This is a genomic window from Streptomyces sp. NPDC006314, assembly GCF_040613075.1.
Classification (GTDB): domain Bacteria; phylum Actinomycetota; class Actinomycetes; order Streptomycetales; family Streptomycetaceae; genus Streptomyces.
This window is the reverse complement of record NZ_JBEXRL010000003.1, coordinates 399,386-417,344: the sequence shown is the minus strand read 5'-3', so window position 1 is coordinate 417,344 and position 17,959 is coordinate 399,386. Positions and strand designations below refer to the sequence as shown.

Genomic DNA, 17,959 nt, shown 5'->3' with positions numbered 1-17,959 from the left:
CCTTAGGGGATGTCACAGGTCGGCCGCAAAGCCGGACCCGGACGCCCGGGTCCGGCACGTCGGTCTCCGGGACCAGGTACGTTCGATGACGTGGCTGGATTCAGGATCGGACGCGGGGGCCGAGACAACCGCACCCCCCAAGGACAGCAGGCGCCGCAGCAACCGTCGTACGGGCAGGGGCGGCCCGCGGGGCCGTCGCACGGACGGCAGGGGCCGTCGTACGGACAGCCCGCGGGCCCCTCGTACGGCTACCCGGCGGCGCCGCAGCCGCCGTACCCGCCGGCGGGTCAGTCGTACGGCTACCCGGGGCCGGCCGACGACGGACCGGAGTACTTCGGCGACGGCGGCTACCCGGCAGGGCACGGCGCGCATGACCCGTACGCGGCGAACAACCCGGGCCACACCCAGGCGTTCTCGGTGGACGAGGCCGCCGGCTACACCCAGGGCGCGACCTACCATGCAGGCTCGGCCGCCGCACCCGCGGCCCCGCTGGGCCCGCCGCTGCACTGGAAGGAACTGCTGAAGGGGATCGTCCTCTCCCCGAACCAGACCTTCCTGCGCATGCGGGACTACACGATGTGGGTCCCCGCCCTCATCGTCACCTTCCTCTACGGCCTGCTCGCCGTCTTCGGCTTCGACGGCGCCCGTGCGGACGCGATCAGCGCCACCCTCGCCAACGCGGTCCCGATCGTGCTGGTGACGGCGATCGTGATGGTGCTGGGCCTGTTCGTCCTGGGCGTGGTCACCCACACCCTGGCCCGCCAGCTCGGCGGTGACGGCGCCTGGCAGCCGACCGTGGGCCTGTCCATGCTGATCACGGCGCTCACGGACGCGCCCCGTCTGATCGTCGCCATGTTCTTCGGCGGCGACGCCGGCTTCGTCCAGCTGCTCGGCTGGGCCACCTGGATCGGCGCGGGCGTCCTGCTGACCCTGATGGTCTCCCGCTCCCACGACCTGCCCTGGCCGAAGGCGCTGGGCGCGTCGGCGCTCCAGCTGATCGCACTGCTGTCGATCGTGAAGCTGGGCACGTTCTAGCTGTTCTCGCACGCGAAGGGCCCCCGGCGCGGCAGCCGGGGGCCCTTTCGTACGTGCTGTGGTGGATCCAGTGCTCTCGGACTAGGCGTCGAGAACCTGCCCCGCCCGCTTCACCACGGGCGGCTCGACACTCCACGGGAAGTTGATCCACTCATCCGTCCGCTTCCAGACGTACTCGCACTTCACGAGGGAGTGGGACTTCTCGTAGATCACCGCGGAGCGCACCTCGGCGACGGTGTCGAGACAGAAGTCGCGCACGAGCTTGAGCGTCTTGCCGGTGTCCGCGACGTCGTCGGTGATGAGCACCTTCTTGTCGGAGAAGTCGATGACGTTCGGGACGGGCGCCAGCATGACCGGCATCTCCAGGGTCGTCCCCACGCCCGTGTAGAACTCGACGTTGACCAGATGGATGTTCTTGCAGTCCAGGGCATAGGAGAGGCCCCCCGCGACGAACACCCCGCCCCGGGCGATGCTGAGCACGATGTCCGGCTCGTACCCGTCGTCGGCGATGGTCTGCGCCAGCTCGCGCACGGCGAGGCCGAAGCCCTCGTACGTCAGGTTCTCCCGCACGTCACTCATGTCCCGGCCGCCCTCACACCTGGGTCCGATGGAAATTGACGTAGGACCGCGAGGCGGTCGGCCCGCGCTGCCCCTGGTAGCGGGAGCCGTAGCGCTCGCTGCCGTACGGGAACTGGGCGGGCGAGGTCAGCCGGAACATGCACAGCTGCCCGATCTTCATCCCCGGCCACAGCTTGATGGGGAGGGTGGCGAGGTTGGACAGCTCCAGGGTCACGTGCCCGCTGAAGCCCGGGTCGATGAACCCGGCGGTGGAGTGCGTGACGAGCCCCAGCCGCCCGAGCGAGCTCTTGCCCTCGAGGCGCGAGGCGAGATCGTCGGGCAGCGTGATCACTTCATACGTCGAGGCGAGCACGAACTCCCCCGGATGAAGAATGAACGGCTCGTCCCCCTCGGGTTCCACGAGCCGCGTCAGATCCACCTGCTCGACCGAGGGGTCGATGTGCGGGTACCGGTGGTTCTCGAACACCCGGAAATACCGGTCCAGCCGTACGTCGATGCTCGACGGCTGCACCATGGATTCGTCGTAGGGATCGATCCGTACCCGGCCGGCGTCGATCTCGGCCCGGATGTCCTTGTCTGAGAGAAGCACGTAGCGAGGATACGCAAGGCGCGCGGAGCCGTGACAATCGCGACGGACTCCGCGCGCCCGGTGTTACCGCGATGTCACCACCCGGCTACCGTTCGTGGCGCGGCTACCGCTTCTCCAGGGTGACCGGCACGACGCTGCGGAGCCGGGTGCACCGTGGACACCTCACGAGCCGACCGGGGCCGAGCCGCTCGGCCTTCTGCATCGGGAACGAAGCGGTGCTGAAGACGTGCCCGTCCGCGCAGCGGACGACGGTGCGTTCCATCAAGTCCCTTAAGTCCCTTCCCCAAGAGCCGCGTCGGGCTCACTGCCCTGACGACAAAAGCCACATTACGGGATCAAAGAGACGACTCTCCAGGCGGCACTCCGACCCCGCCCGGCCCCTCTCCCACCTCTTCACCGTACGCTCCAACTCGGTTCCCCCGCAGCGGGATCCCACGCCTGAACGGACTCAGATCCCAGGACCCGGGCACCAGCGGTCCGCGATGATGTACAGTGAGCGAGCGTCCGGACATCGACTCCACGTGGGTCGACCCGCCGGACTTACGCGGGTGTAGTTTAATGGTAGAACATCAGCTTCCCAAGCTGAGAGCGCGAGTTCGATTCTCGTCACCCGCTCCACGTAAAACCCCCAGGCCAGCGGCCCGGGGGTTCTTTGTTGTCTAGACCGGTGGGCGCGGCTCGCACCACAACCGCACCTTGGCTCTCGACCAGCTTCCGGTGGCCTCCGCTTGTCATCCCGCATGCGGATGCGCGGGCATCTCGGCGGAGGAAGGTCGTGGAACCGGAAGTCCTCCGGCATGCCGGCGATGTCCCTCGCCAGTGGGTGATACGGATGGCGGCAGGCGATGGGTCGGCCTGGTCTGGTCGGTGGCACGTAGCCGCCTCGGTGGCGCCTGGTCGGATGTCCGGGGAATGCTCCTCCACGACGGACGTCTTGAAGGGGCGTGGGGTTGCCGGTCAGGCAGGGTGGACACAAGCACGTGCCTGCCATGCGTTCGACTTGCCCGATACATTTCGTTCGACTTCTTTGTCATGCGTGAGTTGTCTCAACCTTGCACTGAGATCCCCGTTCATGTTGGTAGTACGTGCGTACGAAGGCTTAGCTGGTCTTTGCTGTCATTGCTGAAGCGCCGAACGCAACGGGGGATCACGGGACATGGGCATCGTGCTGCCGGACATCGTCGACCAGGCACTCGACCTTGCGGGCATCGACTGGCCGAACGTGGACGAGGACGACTACACGGATATGGCGGACTCGCTCCGTGAGTTCGCAGACAAGTTCGAGGGCCACGGCGGCGACGCGCACAAGGCGATCACGCGGATCCTCAGCTCCTCGGAGGGCTGGGCGGTCGACGCCATGGAGCAGCACTGGTCGTACGTGAAGACCAGTCACCTGGAGAAGATCCCGGATGTGGCACGGACGTTCGCGTTCGTGTGTGACCGGATCGCCGAGATCATCATCGCGATGAAGACGAAGGCGGCGGTCGAGCTGACCGTACTCGCCGGGACGATCGTCGCCGAACTCGCCGCGTCCGGTGTCACCTTGGGTATCTCGGCCGCTGCTGCCGCGGGCGAGGTCGTCCTGATGCGGCAGCTCGTGAAGAAACTGGTGAAGGAGGCGATCGAGGAGATCGTCGCGGAGATCGCCGCCAAGCTGGCGGAGCCGGTCACGGCGAAGCTGGAAGAGCTCGCCGCCGATGCGGCGCTCGATCTGGCCGAGAGTGCGTTCCACCCCAGCGGCGGGGGCCACGGCACTCCGGGTGGCATGACCCTTGCCTCCGCGGGCGGCGGGGGCGGGGGCGGCGGTGCGGGCAAGCGGACCCGTATCGACCATGCCGAGTTCGAGGACGGGGCCGGCAAGGTCTCCCTCCACGGCGTGGACCTCGGCAGCAAGGCCCATATCCATCTGGGCAAGGCGAAGGGCGCGTTCGGCCGGACGAAGGGCCGGGACGGGTTCACCAAGGCCTTCGACCACGCCCTGGAGAAGGCGCTCGATGCTGCCACCAAGTCGGTCACCCGTACCGCCAAGCACGTCAGCGACGAGATCCCGCAGCGCGTGAAGGCCGCCTCTCGGCACCAGAAGGAAAACGACCACAGGATCGGCAAGCAGGTCGACGGCATCGACGTGAACAAGGTCGATCCGCGCGGTTCAGCAGGCGGTGGCGGCGGAGGGGGCGGCGGGAACGGCGGTGGCGGCGGAGGGGGCGGCGGGAACGGTCCTCGGCGCATGAACCCGCAGCCCGACTGGCACGGCAGAAGCGCCGGTCAGATGCGGCACTACCGCCGTGACGCGATGCAGGTTGATCACCTCAGCCCGGAAGATCAGCGCCGAGCGCTGATCCAGGAGGCGAAGGACCTGGCGGACGAAGCGCAGAAGGCTCCCAACGGGGCGGACGGGCAGCCTGTGCTGAGCAAGGGCAGGATCAGGCAGGGGTGTTCGGGAGCCTTGCTGCACGAAGGGATCCTGACAGGGCATTCCAGTGTGTCGAAGCTGAAGAAGAATCCGCAGAACCCGGAACCGCAAGAGAAACTGGATACTCATCCCGCCCTGCAGTCCGCCCTGGACGAAGTCAAACGGCAGGTACAGGCTGAGGGTACGGATGTGGGGGTCGGGCACGGACAGTGCGCTGAAGTGGCCTTGATATCCGACCGACTGCACGCTATATCGGAGCGTGACGGTGTCGACATACGGAGCATCGAGGACATCAGGAGAGTCATGGACGGGGCTCAGGTGCATACGCGGCAGATCGGCAATATGAATCCGGACAAGCCCGGATATCTGGCTCACGGAGAATACAAGAAGCCCTGCCCCTCCTGCGAGCGTATGCTGCCGCTCGTCGGCGTCACGGCCGTTTGACCGAAAGAGGACGATAACCATGCGCGTATTGAAGTCACCCGAGGCGGTGGATGCCTGGCTGTCGATTGCCGGGTGGTACCCGGGGCGCCGATGTGACGACCTCGCCGCCACCGAGATCGAATTCGCTCAGGCGTCATTCCGTAATGACGGTGGCAGCCTTGATGTCATCGAGCCCGCTCTCGAATTCCTGCGTGAGCACGTCGGTCTTGTGGCGCCCCGGCGCGCCTCTACCGACGACAGGGTGGAGTTCAATCCTCGCCTCATGTACCGGGGCGCAGCGGAAGACGTTCAAGAACTCGCCGACGGACTGGGGAAAAAGGTCTTCCCCGTCGCGCACGACACGTACGACGGCGGCACGATCCTCATGGACGAAGCGGGGCGGTTCTTCTACCTGCATCACAGCGGCGAGTACTTCCTCGGAAATGACAAGTACTCGGCGTTCATGAGTTATTCGCGTGGCTATCCGCTCGACTACGCGGAGGACTACTATGCCTGAGCATGTTCCGATGACCGCCGCGTCCTTGCTGGTGAACGGCAAGATCTTCAGCCAGACCGACCTCGACGCGGATTCGGATCCGGACCTGCATCCCGCGGTTGCCGAGTTTCTTCAGCAGCTTCCTGCCGCGCAGCGGGAACCGTTCATGGGTCACTGCGCGGAGACCGCGCTGATCTCCGATCAGTTGTGGGGTTTGGACGAGCAGCTTGCGAGCGGGGGGAGAACGACCCTCGACGATGCGACGGGGCATTTCTCGGGGTCGGCCATGGTGACGAGAAAGATTCGCCCCGAAGGAGATCCGGAGCACGGACGTCATGCGAAACCGTGCCGCTCTTGCGCAGCTCTGCTGGAGCGTCTCGGCATCGAAGTGGTGGACGAGTGACGCAGCACCACCGGGCTGCGGAGAGGATCGGTTGGACCGCAGGCAGGAACGTCGAGCAGGAGGCGATGCAGGCAGCGCTGCGACTCGCAGCGATGGCGGAGAGCTACGGGACGTCTCTGTCGGTATTTCCTGCCGCGAGAGCCTTTCTGAGTAAGTTCCACGGCCTCGATCACCGGCCGGTGGAACCGGGCCGGGAAGTGGCGTCCATCGGGTTTTCCATCGATCCGGAGAAGGCCAGGTTCCAACTCATCAAGTTGGACCACCTGTCGGCCGGGCTCCGCGTGGCTCTGTTCCCGGTCGGTGTGACCGAAAACGACTCCGTACTTGCTGTGGGTGAAGAGGGGCAACTTCTCTCTTTCGGTCTCGGTGGCTCCTGGCACATGGGGGACAGTGCGCTCGAAGGCATCGAGAACATGATCACCGGGGTGGCTCCTCGCAGGCTTCGCGAAACCGAGCATGCCTGGAACGTGAAGTCGGCGGCGGCCGTCGGTCCCGTTGTCGGAGCCGTACAGGCAGCGCTGACAGCCGTGTACGTGTTGCATCATCACGGTATTTACAGCGCCAGGAGCGTCTGCCTGACTCTGACCAGTCTGCGGGGCAGTGGGGTTGAGATTGCCCGGCGGTCGATCGGCATACCGAACGGTCTCCTGGATGAGGCGCTGTCGCCGATCGTGCGTGACGTGGAAGAGATCCTTGCGGCCCACGCCGACGGCGTGGGCTGTGAGGTGAAGCTGGCCGTAGAGGTGCCCAGCGTGCATGCGGAGACCTCGGCCGGTCTGGTCAGGTTCTCGGCCCGGTTCGGACATCTGGCCATGCAGGTCAACGACGTCGAGGTCAGCCTCCGCGTCGGAGCGGGTGCGCAAACCGGCAGCGTCCACGTACGAGTCGGCGACGCTCTGCGGGGTCTGAAGCAGATGTCATGAGAGGCGGGGCTCTGCTGAGGTACTTGTTGTACCAGCGGTAGTCCATGTACCCGATTGATGTATCCGGTGCGCTTTCCCACGTCCCGGCGACGGGATCAGCGGAGCCGCATCCCGGACGCCCCCCAACTGAGCCTGTCCCGGGCGCTTGCCGACCCCCGGATGTCAACGGTGCTCAGGGTTTTCGTAGTCGTGGCGGCAGCCGGCGTCCCAGGCCGTGCGCTGGTTGCCGTAGGCCGGAACGCCACCCAGGTCCTTCAACGCCCGCGCCAGGTGCAGCAGGTTCCAGGTCATGAAGGTGGTGTTGCGGTTGGTGAAGTCGTTCTCCGGGCCGCCCGAGCCAGGGTCGAGGTAGGAGGGGCCGGGGCCCGCCGCACCGATCCATCCGGCGTCCGCCTGGGGAGGGATCGTGTAGCCCAGGTGCTGCAGGCTGTAGAGGACGTTCATGGCGCAGTGCTTGACACCGTCCTCGTTGCCGGTGATCAGGCAGCCGCCGACGCGGCCGTAATAGGCGTACTGGCCCGCCCCGTTGAGCAGGCTGGAGCAGGCGTAGAGGCGTTCGATCACCTGCTTCATCACGGAGCTGTTGTCACCCAGCCAGATGGGGCCGGCCAGTACGAGGATGTCGGCCGCCATGACCTGCCGGTACAGGTCGGGCCACGCGTCCGTCTCCCAGCCGTGCTCCCTCATGTCGGGCCACACACCGGTCGCGATGTCGTGGTCCACCGCCCGTACGACGTCGACGTGCACTCCCTGCGCGCCCATGATCGCGATGCTGCGGTCGATCAGGCCCTGGGTGTTGCTCGTCTCCGGAGAGCGTTTGAGGGTGCAGTTGATCACCAGGGCCCGCAGGTCGTCATACCGGGCCGGCGGTGCGTCGGTGGCGGGCGACGAAGCGGTCACACGGTCCTCCCAGAGCCATGCTGCCGCACGGTGCGCGGCGGCGCGTCCACACCGAGCCTGCGGGACCGTCGTGCCAGGCGCCATCCCAACGCCTCTGAACGGCTTCCGCCGTGCTTGCGCCGAAGCGCGCGTCGCCGGCACAGACGAGGAGTCCGGCCGAAGAGCGGCTGAGCGGCTGAGCGACGGCGGGGTGACCATCGACGTGTCATCGCCTTGACCAGGCGGCGTGTGATCCGCTGCCTCCGACTCCTCCGGTTCGGCTGGGCGGTGACGAGGGCGAGGGTGAAGCCGTCGCAACTCCGGCAGCGCCCACACCGGGCTCGGGCCACCGGTGGTGAGCTGGATCGACGGTCCGGTCTGACACGCGCGGCCACCGGTGCCCGGCATACCCTTCACACAGGGGCGGTCGTAGAAACGCGCCGCAGCCCCCGCACCGTCGCCCGGCGTGTCGGGCAGCGACGCGTTCCTGCCCGCCGCCTGCCAGGAGGTCCGTATGGATCACGAGCCCTTGCCCTCCGAGGGCCACGCCGAGATCCGCATCGTCGCGGCGACGCCGGAGGCCGCCCGTCGCGTCGCCGAAGTGCTCCGCCGCTGCTTCGCCTCGACCGAACAGCGCAGCTACCCCGCCGGCCGCGAAGGAGGGACCCGGCTCCATCTCACCCTCGACACCGGGCAGGCCGCGGAACCCGCACGCTCCTGGCTGACGACCAGCGAATCGTCGGGTCAGGAGCAGACACACGCCGACGAGGTGTGATCGGGGACCGCGAGGTTTCGGGGGATCCGCCGTCGCGCCCGTCCCCGCGCGGCCGTCCACACCTCGGAGAACGACAGCCATGACGACACTCCGCGAACGCAAGACCAACCGGAAGGCGGTCCTGAGATCCCTGTACGGGGCCGTCGGACACAACCGCTCCGAGGTCAGCGGATCGGCGCTCCGCGCCGAGCTGGGCCTGCCCGACGAGGATCTCTCCGCCGCCTGCACCTACCTGGCCGACGACGGCCTGATCAGCGTGGACTGGACCTCGCACGGGACCCCCGCCGCCGTCTCGCTGACGCACGAGGGCATCCGCCTGATGGAGCAACAGGAGGAACAGGAGGGACAGGAGGAGGAGCGGGAGTAGGCGGGAGAGGCGCGGTCGGACGACCGACCCCGCCCGCCCCGACCAGGGGAAGCCTGACGTACCGAGGGCATCTGCCGGTCGTGCCGCCGGAGGCGACCGAGCAGGCCGCCGACTCGCTCATGTCCGCCGCGGGGCCGACGCCGGAGCAGGGGCCGCTTCGCGAGCTGAGCGGACCGGTTCGGGCCCGCTCGGCAGCGCACGGCGTCGGTTCGCGAGGCGCGGTGTCGATCCGGGAGGCCTGGTGGCCCTCAGGCGGACCGTGACCCTGCCGCGATACCGGTGACCGTGACCGTGACGGTCACGCCGGTGGCTGCCAAGGCGTCCGGAGCGGCGAGGTGGGGGAGGACGGCCGCCCGTACCCGGTCGTGGACCTCGCGGGCCGTGTCCAGCACCCCGCGGCCTTCGGTCAGGACGCACCGCACCTCGATGTGCCATCCCGAGCCGTCCGGCGCCCGTTCGGCGTGGACGCCTGCCTGGGGCGCTGTGCGGTGCCCCGTCGGATCCGACCCGGTGGGCGCGGTGGCAGCCGCGAGGCGGTGCACGAGGCCGGGTTGCAGGCCCGCCACGCCGGGGACGGCGAGCGCCGCGGCGGCCACGGTCCCGAGGGGGAGGGCCGGACCTGGGGCGGCCATCACGTACCCCCTCCCGTGAAGTTGCCGGCGGCCACGGGGCCGAGGGGTGGGGCCGGCTCCAGTACGTCCACCACGGTGATGTCCACCGCCGCCACGGCGAGCCCCAGGGCCTGTGCGGCGGCGTCGGCCACCGATCGGCGTGCCTGGCGGGCCGTGTCGGGCAGCGGGCGGCCGAGGGTGGCGGCCAGGGTCAGGGTCACCCGCACGTCCGGGCCGGCGCCCGCGGGTTCGAGGCGGCAGGTCGCGGCCCGCGCACCGGGCACCGTGTCCGCGGCCCGCCGCAGCACCTTCGCGGCGGCGCTCTCGGCGATCCGCAGGTCCCGGTCCGGGTCGGCCAGGGGCAGCAGCCGTCCGAGCCGGACCTCGGCCCGTACGGCGCTCATGACGCGGTCGGCGAGGGCCCGCAGGCCGGGTGGGTCCTGGGCGCGCAGCGTCCGTGTGGCCGCGTTCACGACGGCCAGCCCCTCGACCGCCGCGCGGCAGTGGGGACATGACAGGGTGTGCGGATCCGCGGCCGGCGGGGCGTCCTGCGCCCTCTCCCAGACCCGGCTGAGCAGCCGGCCGCAGGGCAGCAGTTCGTCACCCGCGAACCGGGCCGCGTCGTCGGCGGCATCCGGTGCCTCGGAAGGAGGCGGGTGCGGACGCGGGTGCGGGTCGTCTAGCGCCATGGGGCCATCGCCTCCTGCAGGGTCCGGCGCGCCCTGAACAGTCTGCCGCGTACCGTCTGCTCGCTGGTCCGGGTCACGTGGGCGATCTCCTTGTAGGGCAGGCCCTGCAGTTCCCGCAGGACCCAGCAGACCCGCTGTCCGGTCTCCAGCTCGTCCAGCGCGCAGGCCAGGGCGGTCGTGGCCGCGTCCTGCTCTGCCGTACGGGCGGGCGAACCCCAGGCGTCGGCCGTCGCTGGTTCGGCCACGGTGTCCAGGGGGAGGGGCGGCGTGCGGCGGTGGCGCATGGTCAGGCAGCGGTTGACCGTGATGCGGTACATCCAGGTCCGGAACTCGGCGTCGTGGCGGTATTCCGGCAGTCGCCGCCAGGCGCTGACGAAGGCGTCCTGAACGGCCTCCTCGGCGTCCTGGGCGTTGCCGGTCAGGCATCGGGCCAGGGCGAGGAGGGGCCGGCTGTGCCGCCGGACGAGCACCGCGAAGGCGTCGTCGTCGCCCTCGGCCGCCCGTACCGCCAGCACTCGGTCCGGCAGGTCGTACACCGGTGGTGCGGAACCGGTCCGTTGACCTTCGTTCATGCCCGCTCCCGTCCACAGCTTGCGAAGGGCGGGTACCCACCGCTTGGTGTGTGATGTGAGTCACACTTAACTTGTGTGAGAAGTCGGCGCCCGGGGGTGTCCAAGTTTCCGACGGACATCACACGATGTCCGGCCGACCGATCGAGGCGACCGCCATGACGGAGAACAGCACCAGCATCGGCCTGGGCAACCGGCCCGATACCGGCGTGAGCGCACTGAAGGGACGCACCGGGGCCGGGGCTCCGGCGGAGACCCGGGGGAAGACCACCATCGCGGACGGCGTGGTGGCCAAGATCGCGGGCATGGCCGCCCGCGAGGTACCGGGCATCTACAAGCTCGGGGCGGGCATGGCCCGCGCCTTCGGGGCCATGCGGGAACGCGTCCCCGGCGGAGGCGGCGGCGTCACGCGAGGCGTGAAGGTGGAGGTCGGGGAGCGGCAGGCCGCCGTCGACCTGGACGTCGTCGTCGAGTACGGCGTCTCCATCGTCGACGTCGCCGGTGACGTGCGCTCCAACGTGATCAGCGCGGTGGAGCGGATGACGGGCCTGGAGGTCGTCGAGGTGAACATCGCCGTCGACGACGTCCACCTTCCCGACGATGAGGAAGAGTCCGGACCGGATGAGGGCCGCGTGAGGTGATCCGCCCCGACGCACCGCCGCGTCCCTACCTGAGCGGTGGTCAGTGGGCGGGGCTCACGAGTTGGGTGAGTGCGAGATGAACGCAGCGACTACGGGCCTCGGGGCCGGCATGGCCCTGGGCTTCGCCGGCTACTTCGGCGGCTTCTGGGCCTTCCTGCTGGTCCTGGTCCTGGGCACGGCCGGGCTGATCGCCGGCCTCGCCGTCCAGGGCGACCTCGACCTCCGGAGGCAGCGGTGAGCACCCGAACGGACTCCGCCGCGTCCCAGGGCGGCCCCGACCCGCCGGCACCTGCCGTCGGGCTGCCGCCCCCGGCCGAGCGGGGCGCCACCGTCATCCGCGACAGAGCGGTCGCCCATATCGCCGCCCAGGCCGCGCGTACGGCCCAGACGCGGCGCGCCGCCCTGCCGCCCGACCCGAACGGATCGGCGGCGCCCAGCGCATCCGCGGCCGTACGCACCGGTTCGGTGCGCGTGCATTTGGACCTGGACCTTCCCTACCCCACCGACCTTCCCCTCGTCTGCGAGCGGATACAGCACGACGTCGCCGAGCGGGTGGCTGAGCTGACCGGTCTGCGGGTGGGAGAGGTCACCCTCACCGTCCGTCGACTGGTGACCACCGCAGGCGCCAGCCGGGGACGGGTCCGGTGACCCCCGAAGGCCGCCCCGGCCACCGGACACACCCCCGACGAACGCGGACCGGAGGCGGACGGCGGGACGGCGGCCATCCGGCACCGCCCCCGAGCGCCGGGCACACCGTCGATGAAGGAGGACCGGCATGACGACCGAACCGGGCCCTCTCGGCCGTGACTCCGCCGCCCCGTCAGCGCCGGCGCACCAGGGCAGGGTGCCGCTGACGAAGGAGCCGACCGAGCCCGAGCCGCCCCACCACACCGCTCCCCCGGCGAAATCGGCGGCGGGGGACCGCGACGGACGGCGCTCGTCCCACCGCCCCTGGTCGGCGCGACGCCTCCCGGCCGCGCTGGTGGCCTCGGTGATCCTCGTGGCGGCGGGCGCGGCGCTGATCGACGTCGTCGCCGTACGGGCGGGAAGGCGGGCGGCGACCTGGCGCAGGCACCTGGCCGACGAGCTGGCCACTCGTCCGGTGGACGACGTGTGGATGCTCACCGGAGCCGCCGTGGCCGCTGCCGTCGGCCTCTGGCTGATCGTCCTGGCGCTCAGCCCGGGGCTGCGTCATCAACTGCCCCTGCGCTCCCCTGCCGGCTGTCCCCCGCCCCGGCTGCGGGCCGCACTGGACCGCGACGGCGCCGCCGTCCTGCTGCGCGACGCCGCGCTGCGGGTCCCGGGCGTCGCCGCGGCTCGCGTCCGGGTCCGCCGCCACCGTGTCAAGGCCCGCGCGGACGTCCGCTTCCGCGACCCGCAGGAGGTGAAGAACGACCTCGCCGCCGTACTCGGCGAGGAGCGCGACCGGCTCGCTCTCGGCCGCCCTCCCCGGGTCGTCGTACGCGTACGGCGGCGCACGCCGTGACCGGCACCCGCCGCCAGACCCCGGCACCCGGACCGTGCACGCTCTTCACGGATACCCGACCGGACCTCAGGACCGGAGCCCGCACATGACGCCGCGACCCGCACCCAACCGCATTCTGCTGGCCCTCACCGGCCTGGTACTGCTCGCCGGCGGCCTGCTGGTGCTCGCGGCCGGATTCGACCGCTACCGGAGGCACCGCCTGACACCGCCCGCCGGCTGGCCCCTGACCACCCCCGACGACGTCCTGCTGGGCTCCGCCGACCGTGTCCGCTGGAGCGGCCAGGGCTGGTGGTGGTGGCCGGCGGTCATCGCCGTCCTCGCCCTGGTCACCCTCCTCGCGCTGTGGTGGCTGCTCGTCCAGCTGCGCCGGCCTCGCCCGGGCGCGGTGGCGGTCGGCGGTACGTCCCCGCAGGCGTCCCCGCAGGCGGGCGTCGAACTGCGCGGCAAGGCGCTCGCCGACGCGATCTCCGACGAAGCCGGTGCCCTTCCGGGTGTCCAGCAGGCGGAAGTCGGCATCACCGGCCGAGCCGCCCACCCCCGAGCCCGCGTCGATCTCACCCTCACCCCCCAGGGGTCACCGAAGGCCGTCCTCCAAGCACTCTGCGACGGCCCCCTGCGCACCGCCGGCCAGTCCACCGGCCGGCCGGACATGGCCACCGAGGCCCGACTGCGCGTCGCCCGCCACAAAGCCCGCCGCGCGCAATAGCCCTCTTCCTCCCGAGATCCGCTTCACAGCGGGAAGACACACCCCTACAAGGGAGACATCATGATCATCCTGGGCATCATTCTGCTCGTCGCCGGCTTCCTCCTGGGCATCTCCATCCTGTGGACCATCGGGATCATCCTCGTGGTCATCGGCGTGATCCTGTGGATCCTCGGCAGCTTGGGTCACGCCGTCGGCGGGCGTCACCACTACTGGTGACCACTACTGGTGACCGCCACCGCTACCGGTGAGCGGTCCGAACCGGCGGGCGGAGAGGTTCTTCCCCTCCGCCCGCCGATGTGGCCTTCGTCTCGGCACCCGGCCGTCGACGGGATCGTCGGCGTCCCGGCCGTCCGTCGGCGGCCGCAGCTCCACGGGTCCGTCGAGGCAGGTCATGGCGCTGTGGCCGGAAACGCGGACAGCAACGCTGCGCCCCGGGAGAAACGATATCTGTGGCCTGGAAGGGAGAACTCGGCACGGGGCGCGGCGAATATTCCCCTGCCCGCAAGCGAAGCGGAATTATTCGCCGCACCTGGCCGAGCGGCCCCATGCTACTGTCGAAGCAAGTTGCAGTTGTGGTTGCCAAAAGGTTTTTCCGACGGGCAGATCATCACGGCGACACGGAGCCCGCACAGGGCGGACTCCGAGCACCGTTTCCGAAGGAGAAATGACATGGCTACTGGCACTGTGAAGTGGTTCAACGCCGAAAAGGGCTTCGGCTTCATCGCGCAGGACGGCGGCGGCGCCGACGTCTTCGCCCACTACTCGAACATCGCCACCCAGGGCTTCCGCGAGCTGCAGGAAGGCCAGAAGGTGTCGTTCGACATCGCGCAGGGCCAGAAGGGTCCGACGGCCGAGAACATCGTTCCCGCCTGACACCGGCACTGAGGCGTACTTCGCAGCTGGGGCCCGCACCTTGGGGTGCGGGCCCCGGCTTGCTTCATTTTCAGGGTGATTCGTCCCTGTCATTTTCCGGCCCGTTCTCGCGATTCTCTGCGCCGTTCATTTTGCTGCGGAAATTCCTTGATACGCGCCCGCATCAAGGAAGGTTCCGCATGAACCGCGCACGTTCTGCACGCACCACACGCACGGCCCGCACCTACGACCGCTTCGGCGGCTCTGCCGCCAACCGCTCCGGCGCTCCGCGCCGCTCCGCGGGCGGCGGACGCCGGCCGAGCGCGCCCCAGGGCGAGTTCGCGCTGCCGAAGACGGTCACGCCCGCGTTGCCCGCCGTCGAGTCGTTCGCCGATCTCGCCATGCCGGCGCCGTTGCTGGCCGCGCTCGCCCACGAGGGCGTGACCGTACCGTTCCCGATCCAGGCGGCGACCCTGCCGAACTCCCTGGCCGGCCGTGACGTACTCGGCCGAGGCCGTACCGGGTCGGGCAAGACCCTCGCCTTCGGCCTCGCGGTACTGGCCCGCACGGCGGGTCGGCGCGCCGAGCCACGGCAGCCGCTGGCCCTGGTCCTCGTACCCACCCGCGAGCTCGCCCAGCAGGTCACCGACGCGCTCACCCCGTACGCCCGCGCCGTACGGCTGCGCCTGACCACCGTGGTCGGTGGAATGTCGATCGGCAGGCAGGCGAGTGCGCTGCGGGCCGGAGCCGAGGTCGTCGTCGCGACACCGGGTCGGCTCAAGGACCTCATCGTGCGGGGCGACTGCCGGCTGGACGACGTCGCCGTCACCGTCCTGGACGAGGCCGACCAGATGACCGACATGGGCTTCATGCCCCAGGTCACCGCCCTGCTCGACCAGGTGCGGCCGGGGGGCCAGCGGATGCTCTTCTCGGCCACCCTGGACCGCAACGTCGACCTCCTGGTCCGCCGCTACCTGACCGACCCGGTGGTCCACTCCGTCGACCCGTCGGCCGGTGCCGTCACCACGATGGAGCACCACGTGCTCCAGGTGCACGACGCGGACAAGCACCGGACGACCACGGAGATCGCGGCACGGGACGGCCGGGTCATCATGTTCCTGGACACCAAGCACGCCGTGGACCGGCTGACCAAGCACCTGCTCAGCAGCGGTGTCCGCGCCGCCGCCCTGCACGGTGGCAGGTCCCAGCCGCAGCGCACCCGGACGCTGGCGCAGTTCAAGGACGGTCACGTCACGGTCCTGGTGGCCACCAACGTCGCGGCCCGCGGCATCCACGTCGACAACCTCGACCTGGTCGTCAACGTCGATCCGCCCAGCGACCACAAGGACTACCTGCACCGTGGCGGTCGTACGGCCCGCGCGGGGGAGTCCGGCAGCGTCGTCACCCTGGTGACGCCCGACCAGCGTCGCGGCATGAGCCGACTGATGGCTTCGGCCGGCATCACCCCGACGATCACTCCGGTGCGCTCGGGCGAGGCGGAGCTGAGCCGCATCACCGGCGCCCAGGCGCCGTCCGGTGTCCCGGTCGTCATCACCGTGCCGGCCCCGGAACGTGCCCGCCGCACCGCGGCCGCTGCGTCCGGTTCGGCACCTTCGTCCCGCAGCCGCCGCGGTCGCCCCGCCCAGCGCCGGTCCGCGGAGAGGCGCCGCGCCGCGTGACGTGTCGGCGGTCCGCCCGGAGCCGACGCGACCCGAACGCCCACCCATCCCGCAGGAGGCAGCTTTGACACCGGTTCAGACGCAACGACACCCGGCTCCCGGCTGTGCGACCGGTGCCGGCCGCCTGGACGCGGCCGGCCCGCGGGTCTCCGACGACATGACCGTCGAGGTGGCCCTGTCCGTCATGGCCGGTGCCCGGGTGGAGTACCTGCTCGTGTGCGACGGGGACGACGAGTGCACGGGCTCGGTCACGCAGACCGAACTCGCGGTCCACCGCGACAGCTCCATGTACACGGACCGCATCCGCCTGCGGGACGTACTCGGCGGCCCGTCCCGGCTCGTCCCCGTCTGCGGCTGATCCACCTCGCCGAGCCCCGCCCCCTTCACGCGGACGAACGGGAAGCCGCCGGTGGACAGGAGCGAGGGCCCGTTCGTTACTTGTGACCGCTGAGCGTGGGGCGGCTCGTCATGTCCGTGCAAGCCGGCATGCCGTCCAGCAGCCCGAGGCGCGCCCGCACCAGCGCCCCGGAGCACTGCGAAACCGATCGGCTGCCGCGAAGGTCCGAGCGGCGGCCGCGACGACGTCTCGCGTCTTCACTCCGCTGCCGATCAGCACGACGTCGGCGGTCTCGAGGCCGCGCCGTTACGGGTCGAGAGCCGATAGACGGCTGGTGGCACGCCTGCCGCCGCTCTGCGGCCCGCATGGTGCGGTCCCGCAGAACCGGCAGCCCGAACTCCTGGCCGTCCCCCCGAGTACAAGCCGGTCGGCGCCGCGCACACCTCGACGGAGTCGAGGGCCGACGGGCGGAAGCCGAAGTGGCCCGCCCGGCCGCTCTCAGGCTGCCTGGCGCGGGTCCGGCCGGAGTACGGCGAACACCGCCTGCGCCGGGTCGGCCAGCCAGGCGATGCGGCCGACGTCGGGCACGTTCGCCGCCGGCATGAGCACCGTCCCGCCGTTGCCCTGTACGGCGGCGGCGACCGCGTCCGTGTCGGCCACGGCGAAGTACGGCACCCAGCGCGCGTCCTCCGGACCGGCCTGCAGCGGAGCCACACCGCCGAAGGAGCCCTCCCGCTGGTCGCCGTCCTTGACGCTGAGCACCTGGTACGTCATGCCCGGCGTCCGCATCTCCTCCGTGCGCCAGCCGAACAGCCCGCGGTAGAAGCCGATCGCCGCCTCCGGGTCGCCGACGTGCAGTTCGACCCAGACCAGCGTGTCGTCCTCGGACGCCGCCTCCAGGCCTTGGTGGGACTGGAGCACGGCGAACTGCGCGCCCTGGGGGTCGGTGAACTGGGCCATGGACACGTTGCCCATGGTCACGGGTTCGGCGCGCACCGTGCCGCCGGCGGACGCCACGTCCCGAGCGGTGGCCTGGACGTCGTCGGTCCGGAAGTACGTCATCCAGGCGGACGTGGCGCTCTCCTCGGTCAGCGGCCCGAGGGCGGCCACCGTCCTGCCCTCCTTCTGGAAGTAGCCGTAGCCGCCCGCTTCGGGACCGGCGGACGCGAACCGCCACCCGAAGACGGCGCCGTAGAAGGCGACGGCCGCGTCCGTGTCGGGGCTGCCGAGGTCGATCCAGATGGGCGAGCCGGTGCGGAATTCTGTGCCGAGCATGTGTTTCCTCCTGCCGGTCCGGTGCGGAGCCGCCCGCCACTATGCCCACCGGCGGAGGCGGAGCACGGTGCGTCGGCCCGGACGTCCCGGCGGGTTCACCCGGCTGGGGAAGGACGGGCCGGCGTGAGCGAGCGGTGAACACATCGGGCCGGAGAATCTGTGCAGGAGTGCCACACGGGCTGCACACAGCCTTTCGAAAGGCTCGTTAGCGTGATGGGTCGCTCGATCCCCT

Annotated in this window: 24 protein-coding genes and 1 tRNA gene; 17 read left to right on the top strand and 8 right to left on the bottom strand. The window is 70.2% G+C overall.

The features are described 5' to 3' along the window. Nucleotides 1-9 precede the first annotated feature (9 nt). Nucleotides 10-1,035, top strand: coding sequence for a Yip1 family protein (locus ABZ079_RS07610; RefSeq protein ID WP_356938467.1), 1,026 nt, complete (start codon nucleotides 10-12; stop codon nucleotides 1,033-1,035). An 81-nt stretch (nucleotides 1,036-1,116) separates the two neighbouring features. Here the strand turns inward: ABZ079_RS07610 and ABZ079_RS07605 are convergent, their stop codons facing one another. The 3 genes from ABZ079_RS07605 to ABZ079_RS07595 form a co-directional block, all read right to left on the bottom strand. Continuing rightward, nucleotides 1,117-1,614, bottom strand: a complete 498-nt coding sequence (locus tag ABZ079_RS07605) for a phosphoribosyltransferase (protein WP_356938466.1) — start codon at nucleotides 1,612-1,614, stop codon at nucleotides 1,117-1,119. 13 nt (nucleotides 1,615-1,627) lie between these two features. Beyond that, nucleotides 1,628-2,203, bottom strand: a complete 576-nt coding sequence (dcd, locus tag ABZ079_RS07600) for a dCTP deaminase (protein ID WP_356938465.1) — start codon at nucleotides 2,201-2,203, stop codon at nucleotides 1,628-1,630. Nucleotides 2,204-2,306: 103 nt separating this feature from the next. Next, nucleotides 2,307-2,465: a hypothetical protein gene (locus ABZ079_RS07595; RefSeq protein WP_356938464.1), complete on the bottom strand. Its 159-nt coding sequence runs from the start codon at nucleotides 2,463-2,465 to the stop codon at nucleotides 2,307-2,309. A gap of 282 nt (nucleotides 2,466-2,747) precedes the next feature. On the opposite strand from ABZ079_RS07595, the gene ABZ079_RS07590 reads away from it, so the two are divergent. The 5 genes from ABZ079_RS07590 to ABZ079_RS07570 all read left to right on the top strand — a co-directional run bounded on the left by ABZ079_RS07590 (nucleotide 2,748) and on the right by ABZ079_RS07570 (nucleotide 6,861). Further along, nucleotides 2,748-2,821: transfer RNA gene (locus ABZ079_RS07590), tRNA-Gly, on the top strand. Nucleotides 2,822-3,359: 538 nt separating this feature from the next. Next, nucleotides 3,360-5,060: a YwqJ-related putative deaminase gene (locus tag ABZ079_RS07585; protein WP_356938463.1), complete on the top strand. Its 1,701-nt coding sequence runs from the start codon at nucleotides 3,360-3,362 to the stop codon at nucleotides 5,058-5,060. 19 nt (nucleotides 5,061-5,079) lie between these two features. Beyond that, nucleotides 5,080-5,556, top strand: coding sequence for an SUKH-3 domain-containing protein (locus ABZ079_RS07580; RefSeq protein WP_356938462.1), 477 nt, complete (start codon nucleotides 5,080-5,082; stop codon nucleotides 5,554-5,556). Nucleotides 5,557-5,566: 10 nt separating this feature from the next. Then, nucleotides 5,567-5,938 (top strand): YwqJ-related putative deaminase, encoded by a 372-nt coding sequence (locus tag ABZ079_RS07575; RefSeq protein WP_356938461.1) that lies wholly within the window; start codon nucleotides 5,567-5,569, stop codon nucleotides 5,936-5,938. Next, nucleotides 5,935-6,861: an SUKH-3 domain-containing protein gene (locus ABZ079_RS07570; RefSeq protein ID WP_356938460.1), complete on the top strand. Its 927-nt coding sequence runs from the start codon at nucleotides 5,935-5,937 to the stop codon at nucleotides 6,859-6,861. Before ABZ079_RS07575 ends, ABZ079_RS07570 begins: the two co-directional genes overlap by 4 nt. Before the next feature lie 162 nt (nucleotides 6,862-7,023). On the opposite strand, the gene ABZ079_RS07565 is transcribed toward ABZ079_RS07570, so the two are convergent. Next, nucleotides 7,024-7,761 (bottom strand): flavodoxin family protein, encoded by a 738-nt coding sequence (locus ABZ079_RS07565; protein ID WP_356938459.1) that lies wholly within the window; start codon nucleotides 7,759-7,761, stop codon nucleotides 7,024-7,026. Nucleotides 7,762-8,254: 493 nt separating this feature from the next. Between ABZ079_RS07565 and ABZ079_RS07560 the strand changes: the two genes are divergently transcribed. Next, nucleotides 8,255-8,515 carry a hypothetical protein gene (locus ABZ079_RS07560; RefSeq protein WP_356938458.1) on the top strand — a complete coding sequence of 87 codons (261 nt, stop codon included), beginning with the start codon at nucleotides 8,255-8,257 and terminating at the stop codon, nucleotides 8,513-8,515. A gap of 79 nt (nucleotides 8,516-8,594) precedes the next feature. Further along, nucleotides 8,595-8,882, top strand: coding sequence for a hypothetical protein (locus ABZ079_RS07555; protein ID WP_356938457.1), 288 nt, complete (start codon nucleotides 8,595-8,597; stop codon nucleotides 8,880-8,882). Nucleotides 8,883-9,130: 248 nt separating this feature from the next. On the opposite strand, the gene ABZ079_RS07550 is transcribed toward ABZ079_RS07555, so the two are convergent. The 3 genes from ABZ079_RS07550 to ABZ079_RS07540 are packed head-to-tail and all read right to left on the bottom strand — an operon-like array spanning nucleotide 9,131 to nucleotide 10,754. Further along, a complete protein-coding gene (locus ABZ079_RS07550; RefSeq protein ID WP_356938456.1) occupies nucleotides 9,131-9,514 on the bottom strand; it encodes a hypothetical protein in 384 nt (127 codons plus the stop codon). After that, the gene (locus ABZ079_RS07545; RefSeq protein ID WP_356938455.1) at nucleotides 9,514-10,182 is read right to left on the bottom strand and encodes a hypothetical protein; all 669 of its coding nucleotides are present in this window, start codon (nucleotides 10,180-10,182) and stop codon (nucleotides 9,514-9,516) included. The genes ABZ079_RS07550 and ABZ079_RS07545 overlap by 1 nt, the downstream gene beginning before the upstream one ends. After that, a complete protein-coding gene (locus ABZ079_RS07540) occupies nucleotides 10,173-10,754 on the bottom strand; it encodes a sigma-70 family RNA polymerase sigma factor (RefSeq protein ID WP_356938454.1) in 582 nt (193 codons plus the stop codon). The genes ABZ079_RS07545 and ABZ079_RS07540 overlap by 10 nt, the downstream gene beginning before the upstream one ends. Before the next feature lie 155 nt (nucleotides 10,755-10,909). Here ABZ079_RS07540 and ABZ079_RS07535 point away from each other — a divergent pair, with 155 nt between their 5' ends. The 9 genes from ABZ079_RS07535 to ABZ079_RS07495 all read left to right on the top strand — a co-directional run bounded on the left by ABZ079_RS07535 (nucleotide 10,910) and on the right by ABZ079_RS07495 (nucleotide 16,473). Further along, entirely contained in the window at nucleotides 10,910-11,392 is a 483-nt protein-coding gene (locus ABZ079_RS07535) for an Asp23/Gls24 family envelope stress response protein (RefSeq protein WP_356938453.1), read from the top strand. A 76-nt stretch (nucleotides 11,393-11,468) separates the two neighbouring features. After that, a complete protein-coding gene (locus tag ABZ079_RS07530; RefSeq protein ID WP_356938452.1) occupies nucleotides 11,469-11,630 on the top strand; it encodes a hypothetical protein in 162 nt (53 codons plus the stop codon). Beyond that, on the top strand, nucleotides 11,627-12,040 hold the full coding sequence (locus ABZ079_RS07525; protein ID WP_356938451.1) for an Asp23/Gls24 family envelope stress response protein: 414 nt from the start codon (nucleotides 11,627-11,629) through the stop codon (nucleotides 12,038-12,040). The genes ABZ079_RS07530 and ABZ079_RS07525 overlap by 4 nt, the downstream gene beginning before the upstream one ends. Before the next feature lie 127 nt (nucleotides 12,041-12,167). Continuing rightward, nucleotides 12,168-12,878 (top strand): DUF6286 domain-containing protein, encoded by a 711-nt coding sequence (locus ABZ079_RS07520; RefSeq protein ID WP_356938450.1) that lies wholly within the window; start codon nucleotides 12,168-12,170, stop codon nucleotides 12,876-12,878. Between the two features lie 85 nt (nucleotides 12,879-12,963). Beyond that, complete coding sequence (locus ABZ079_RS07515; RefSeq protein WP_356938449.1) at nucleotides 12,964-13,584, top strand: alkaline shock response membrane anchor protein AmaP; 621 nt, start codon at nucleotides 12,964-12,966, stop codon at nucleotides 13,582-13,584. 60 nt (nucleotides 13,585-13,644) lie between these two features. After that, nucleotides 13,645-13,800, top strand: coding sequence for a DUF6131 family protein (locus ABZ079_RS07510; protein WP_356938448.1), 156 nt, complete (start codon nucleotides 13,645-13,647; stop codon nucleotides 13,798-13,800). 453 nt (nucleotides 13,801-14,253) lie between these two features. Next, nucleotides 14,254-14,457 carry a cold-shock protein gene (locus tag ABZ079_RS07505; protein ID WP_030952702.1) on the top strand — a complete coding sequence of 68 codons (204 nt, stop codon included), beginning with the start codon at nucleotides 14,254-14,256 and terminating at the stop codon, nucleotides 14,455-14,457. 179 nt (nucleotides 14,458-14,636) lie between these two features. Then, entirely contained in the window at nucleotides 14,637-16,115 is a 1,479-nt protein-coding gene (locus ABZ079_RS07500; protein WP_356938447.1) for a DEAD/DEAH box helicase, read from the top strand. A 157-nt stretch (nucleotides 16,116-16,272) separates the two neighbouring features. Continuing rightward, entirely contained in the window at nucleotides 16,273-16,473 is a 201-nt protein-coding gene (locus tag ABZ079_RS07495; RefSeq protein ID WP_356938591.1) for a hypothetical protein, read from the top strand. Nucleotides 16,474-16,950: 477 nt separating this feature from the next. On the opposite strand, the gene ABZ079_RS07490 is transcribed toward ABZ079_RS07495, so the two are convergent. Next, a complete protein-coding gene (locus ABZ079_RS07490; protein ID WP_356938446.1) occupies nucleotides 16,951-17,727 on the bottom strand; it encodes a VOC family protein in 777 nt (258 codons plus the stop codon). Nucleotides 17,728-17,959 lie beyond the last annotated feature (232 nt).

What these genes read in the sequence shown, in the direction of transcription:
- ABZ079_RS07610 (WP_356938467.1), top strand. Translation starts at nt 10, where the DNA reads ATGTCACAGGTCGGCCGCAAAGCCGGACCCGGACGCCCGGGTCCGGCA.
- ABZ079_RS07605 (WP_356938466.1), bottom strand. Translation starts at nt 1,614, where the DNA reads ATGAGTGACGTGCGGGAGAACCTGACGTACGAGGGCTTCGGCCTCGCC.
- ABZ079_RS07595 (WP_356938464.1), bottom strand. Translation starts at nt 2,465, where the DNA reads ATGGAACGCACCGTCGTCCGCTGCGCGGACGGGCACGTCTTCAGCACC.
- ABZ079_RS07585 (WP_356938463.1), top strand. Translation starts at nt 3,360, where the DNA reads ATGGGCATCGTGCTGCCGGACATCGTCGACCAGGCACTCGACCTTGCG.
- ABZ079_RS07580 (WP_356938462.1), top strand. Translation starts at nt 5,080, where the DNA reads ATGCGCGTATTGAAGTCACCCGAGGCGGTGGATGCCTGGCTGTCGATT.
- ABZ079_RS07575 (WP_356938461.1), top strand. Translation starts at nt 5,567, where the DNA reads ATGACCGCCGCGTCCTTGCTGGTGAACGGCAAGATCTTCAGCCAGACC.
- ABZ079_RS07560 (WP_356938458.1), top strand. Translation starts at nt 8,255, where the DNA reads ATGGATCACGAGCCCTTGCCCTCCGAGGGCCACGCCGAGATCCGCATC.
- ABZ079_RS07555 (WP_356938457.1), top strand. Translation starts at nt 8,595, where the DNA reads ATGACGACACTCCGCGAACGCAAGACCAACCGGAAGGCGGTCCTGAGA.
- ABZ079_RS07550 (WP_356938456.1), bottom strand. Translation starts at nt 9,514, where the DNA reads ATGGCCGCCCCAGGTCCGGCCCTCCCCCTCGGGACCGTGGCCGCCGCG.
- ABZ079_RS07545 (WP_356938455.1), bottom strand. Translation starts at nt 10,182, where the DNA reads ATGGCGCTAGACGACCCGCACCCGCGTCCGCACCCGCCTCCTTCCGAG.
- ABZ079_RS07540 (WP_356938454.1), bottom strand. Translation starts at nt 10,754, where the DNA reads ATGAACGAAGGTCAACGGACCGGTTCCGCACCACCGGTGTACGACCTG.
- ABZ079_RS07535 (WP_356938453.1), top strand. Translation starts at nt 10,910, where the DNA reads ATGACGGAGAACAGCACCAGCATCGGCCTGGGCAACCGGCCCGATACC.
- ABZ079_RS07530 (WP_356938452.1), top strand. Translation starts at nt 11,469, where the DNA reads ATGAACGCAGCGACTACGGGCCTCGGGGCCGGCATGGCCCTGGGCTTC.
- ABZ079_RS07520 (WP_356938450.1), top strand. Translation starts at nt 12,168, where the DNA reads ATGACGACCGAACCGGGCCCTCTCGGCCGTGACTCCGCCGCCCCGTCA.
- ABZ079_RS07515 (WP_356938449.1), top strand. Translation starts at nt 12,964, where the DNA reads ATGACGCCGCGACCCGCACCCAACCGCATTCTGCTGGCCCTCACCGGC.
- ABZ079_RS07510 (WP_356938448.1), top strand. Translation starts at nt 13,645, where the DNA reads ATGATCATCCTGGGCATCATTCTGCTCGTCGCCGGCTTCCTCCTGGGC.
- ABZ079_RS07505 (WP_030952702.1), top strand. Translation starts at nt 14,254, where the DNA reads ATGGCTACTGGCACTGTGAAGTGGTTCAACGCCGAAAAGGGCTTCGGC.
- ABZ079_RS07500 (WP_356938447.1), top strand. Translation starts at nt 14,637, where the DNA reads ATGAACCGCGCACGTTCTGCACGCACCACACGCACGGCCCGCACCTAC.
- ABZ079_RS07495 (WP_356938591.1), top strand. Translation starts at nt 16,273, where the DNA reads ATGACCGTCGAGGTGGCCCTGTCCGTCATGGCCGGTGCCCGGGTGGAG.
- ABZ079_RS07490 (WP_356938446.1), bottom strand. Translation starts at nt 17,727, where the DNA reads ATGCTCGGCACAGAATTCCGCACCGGCTCGCCCATCTGGATCGACCTC.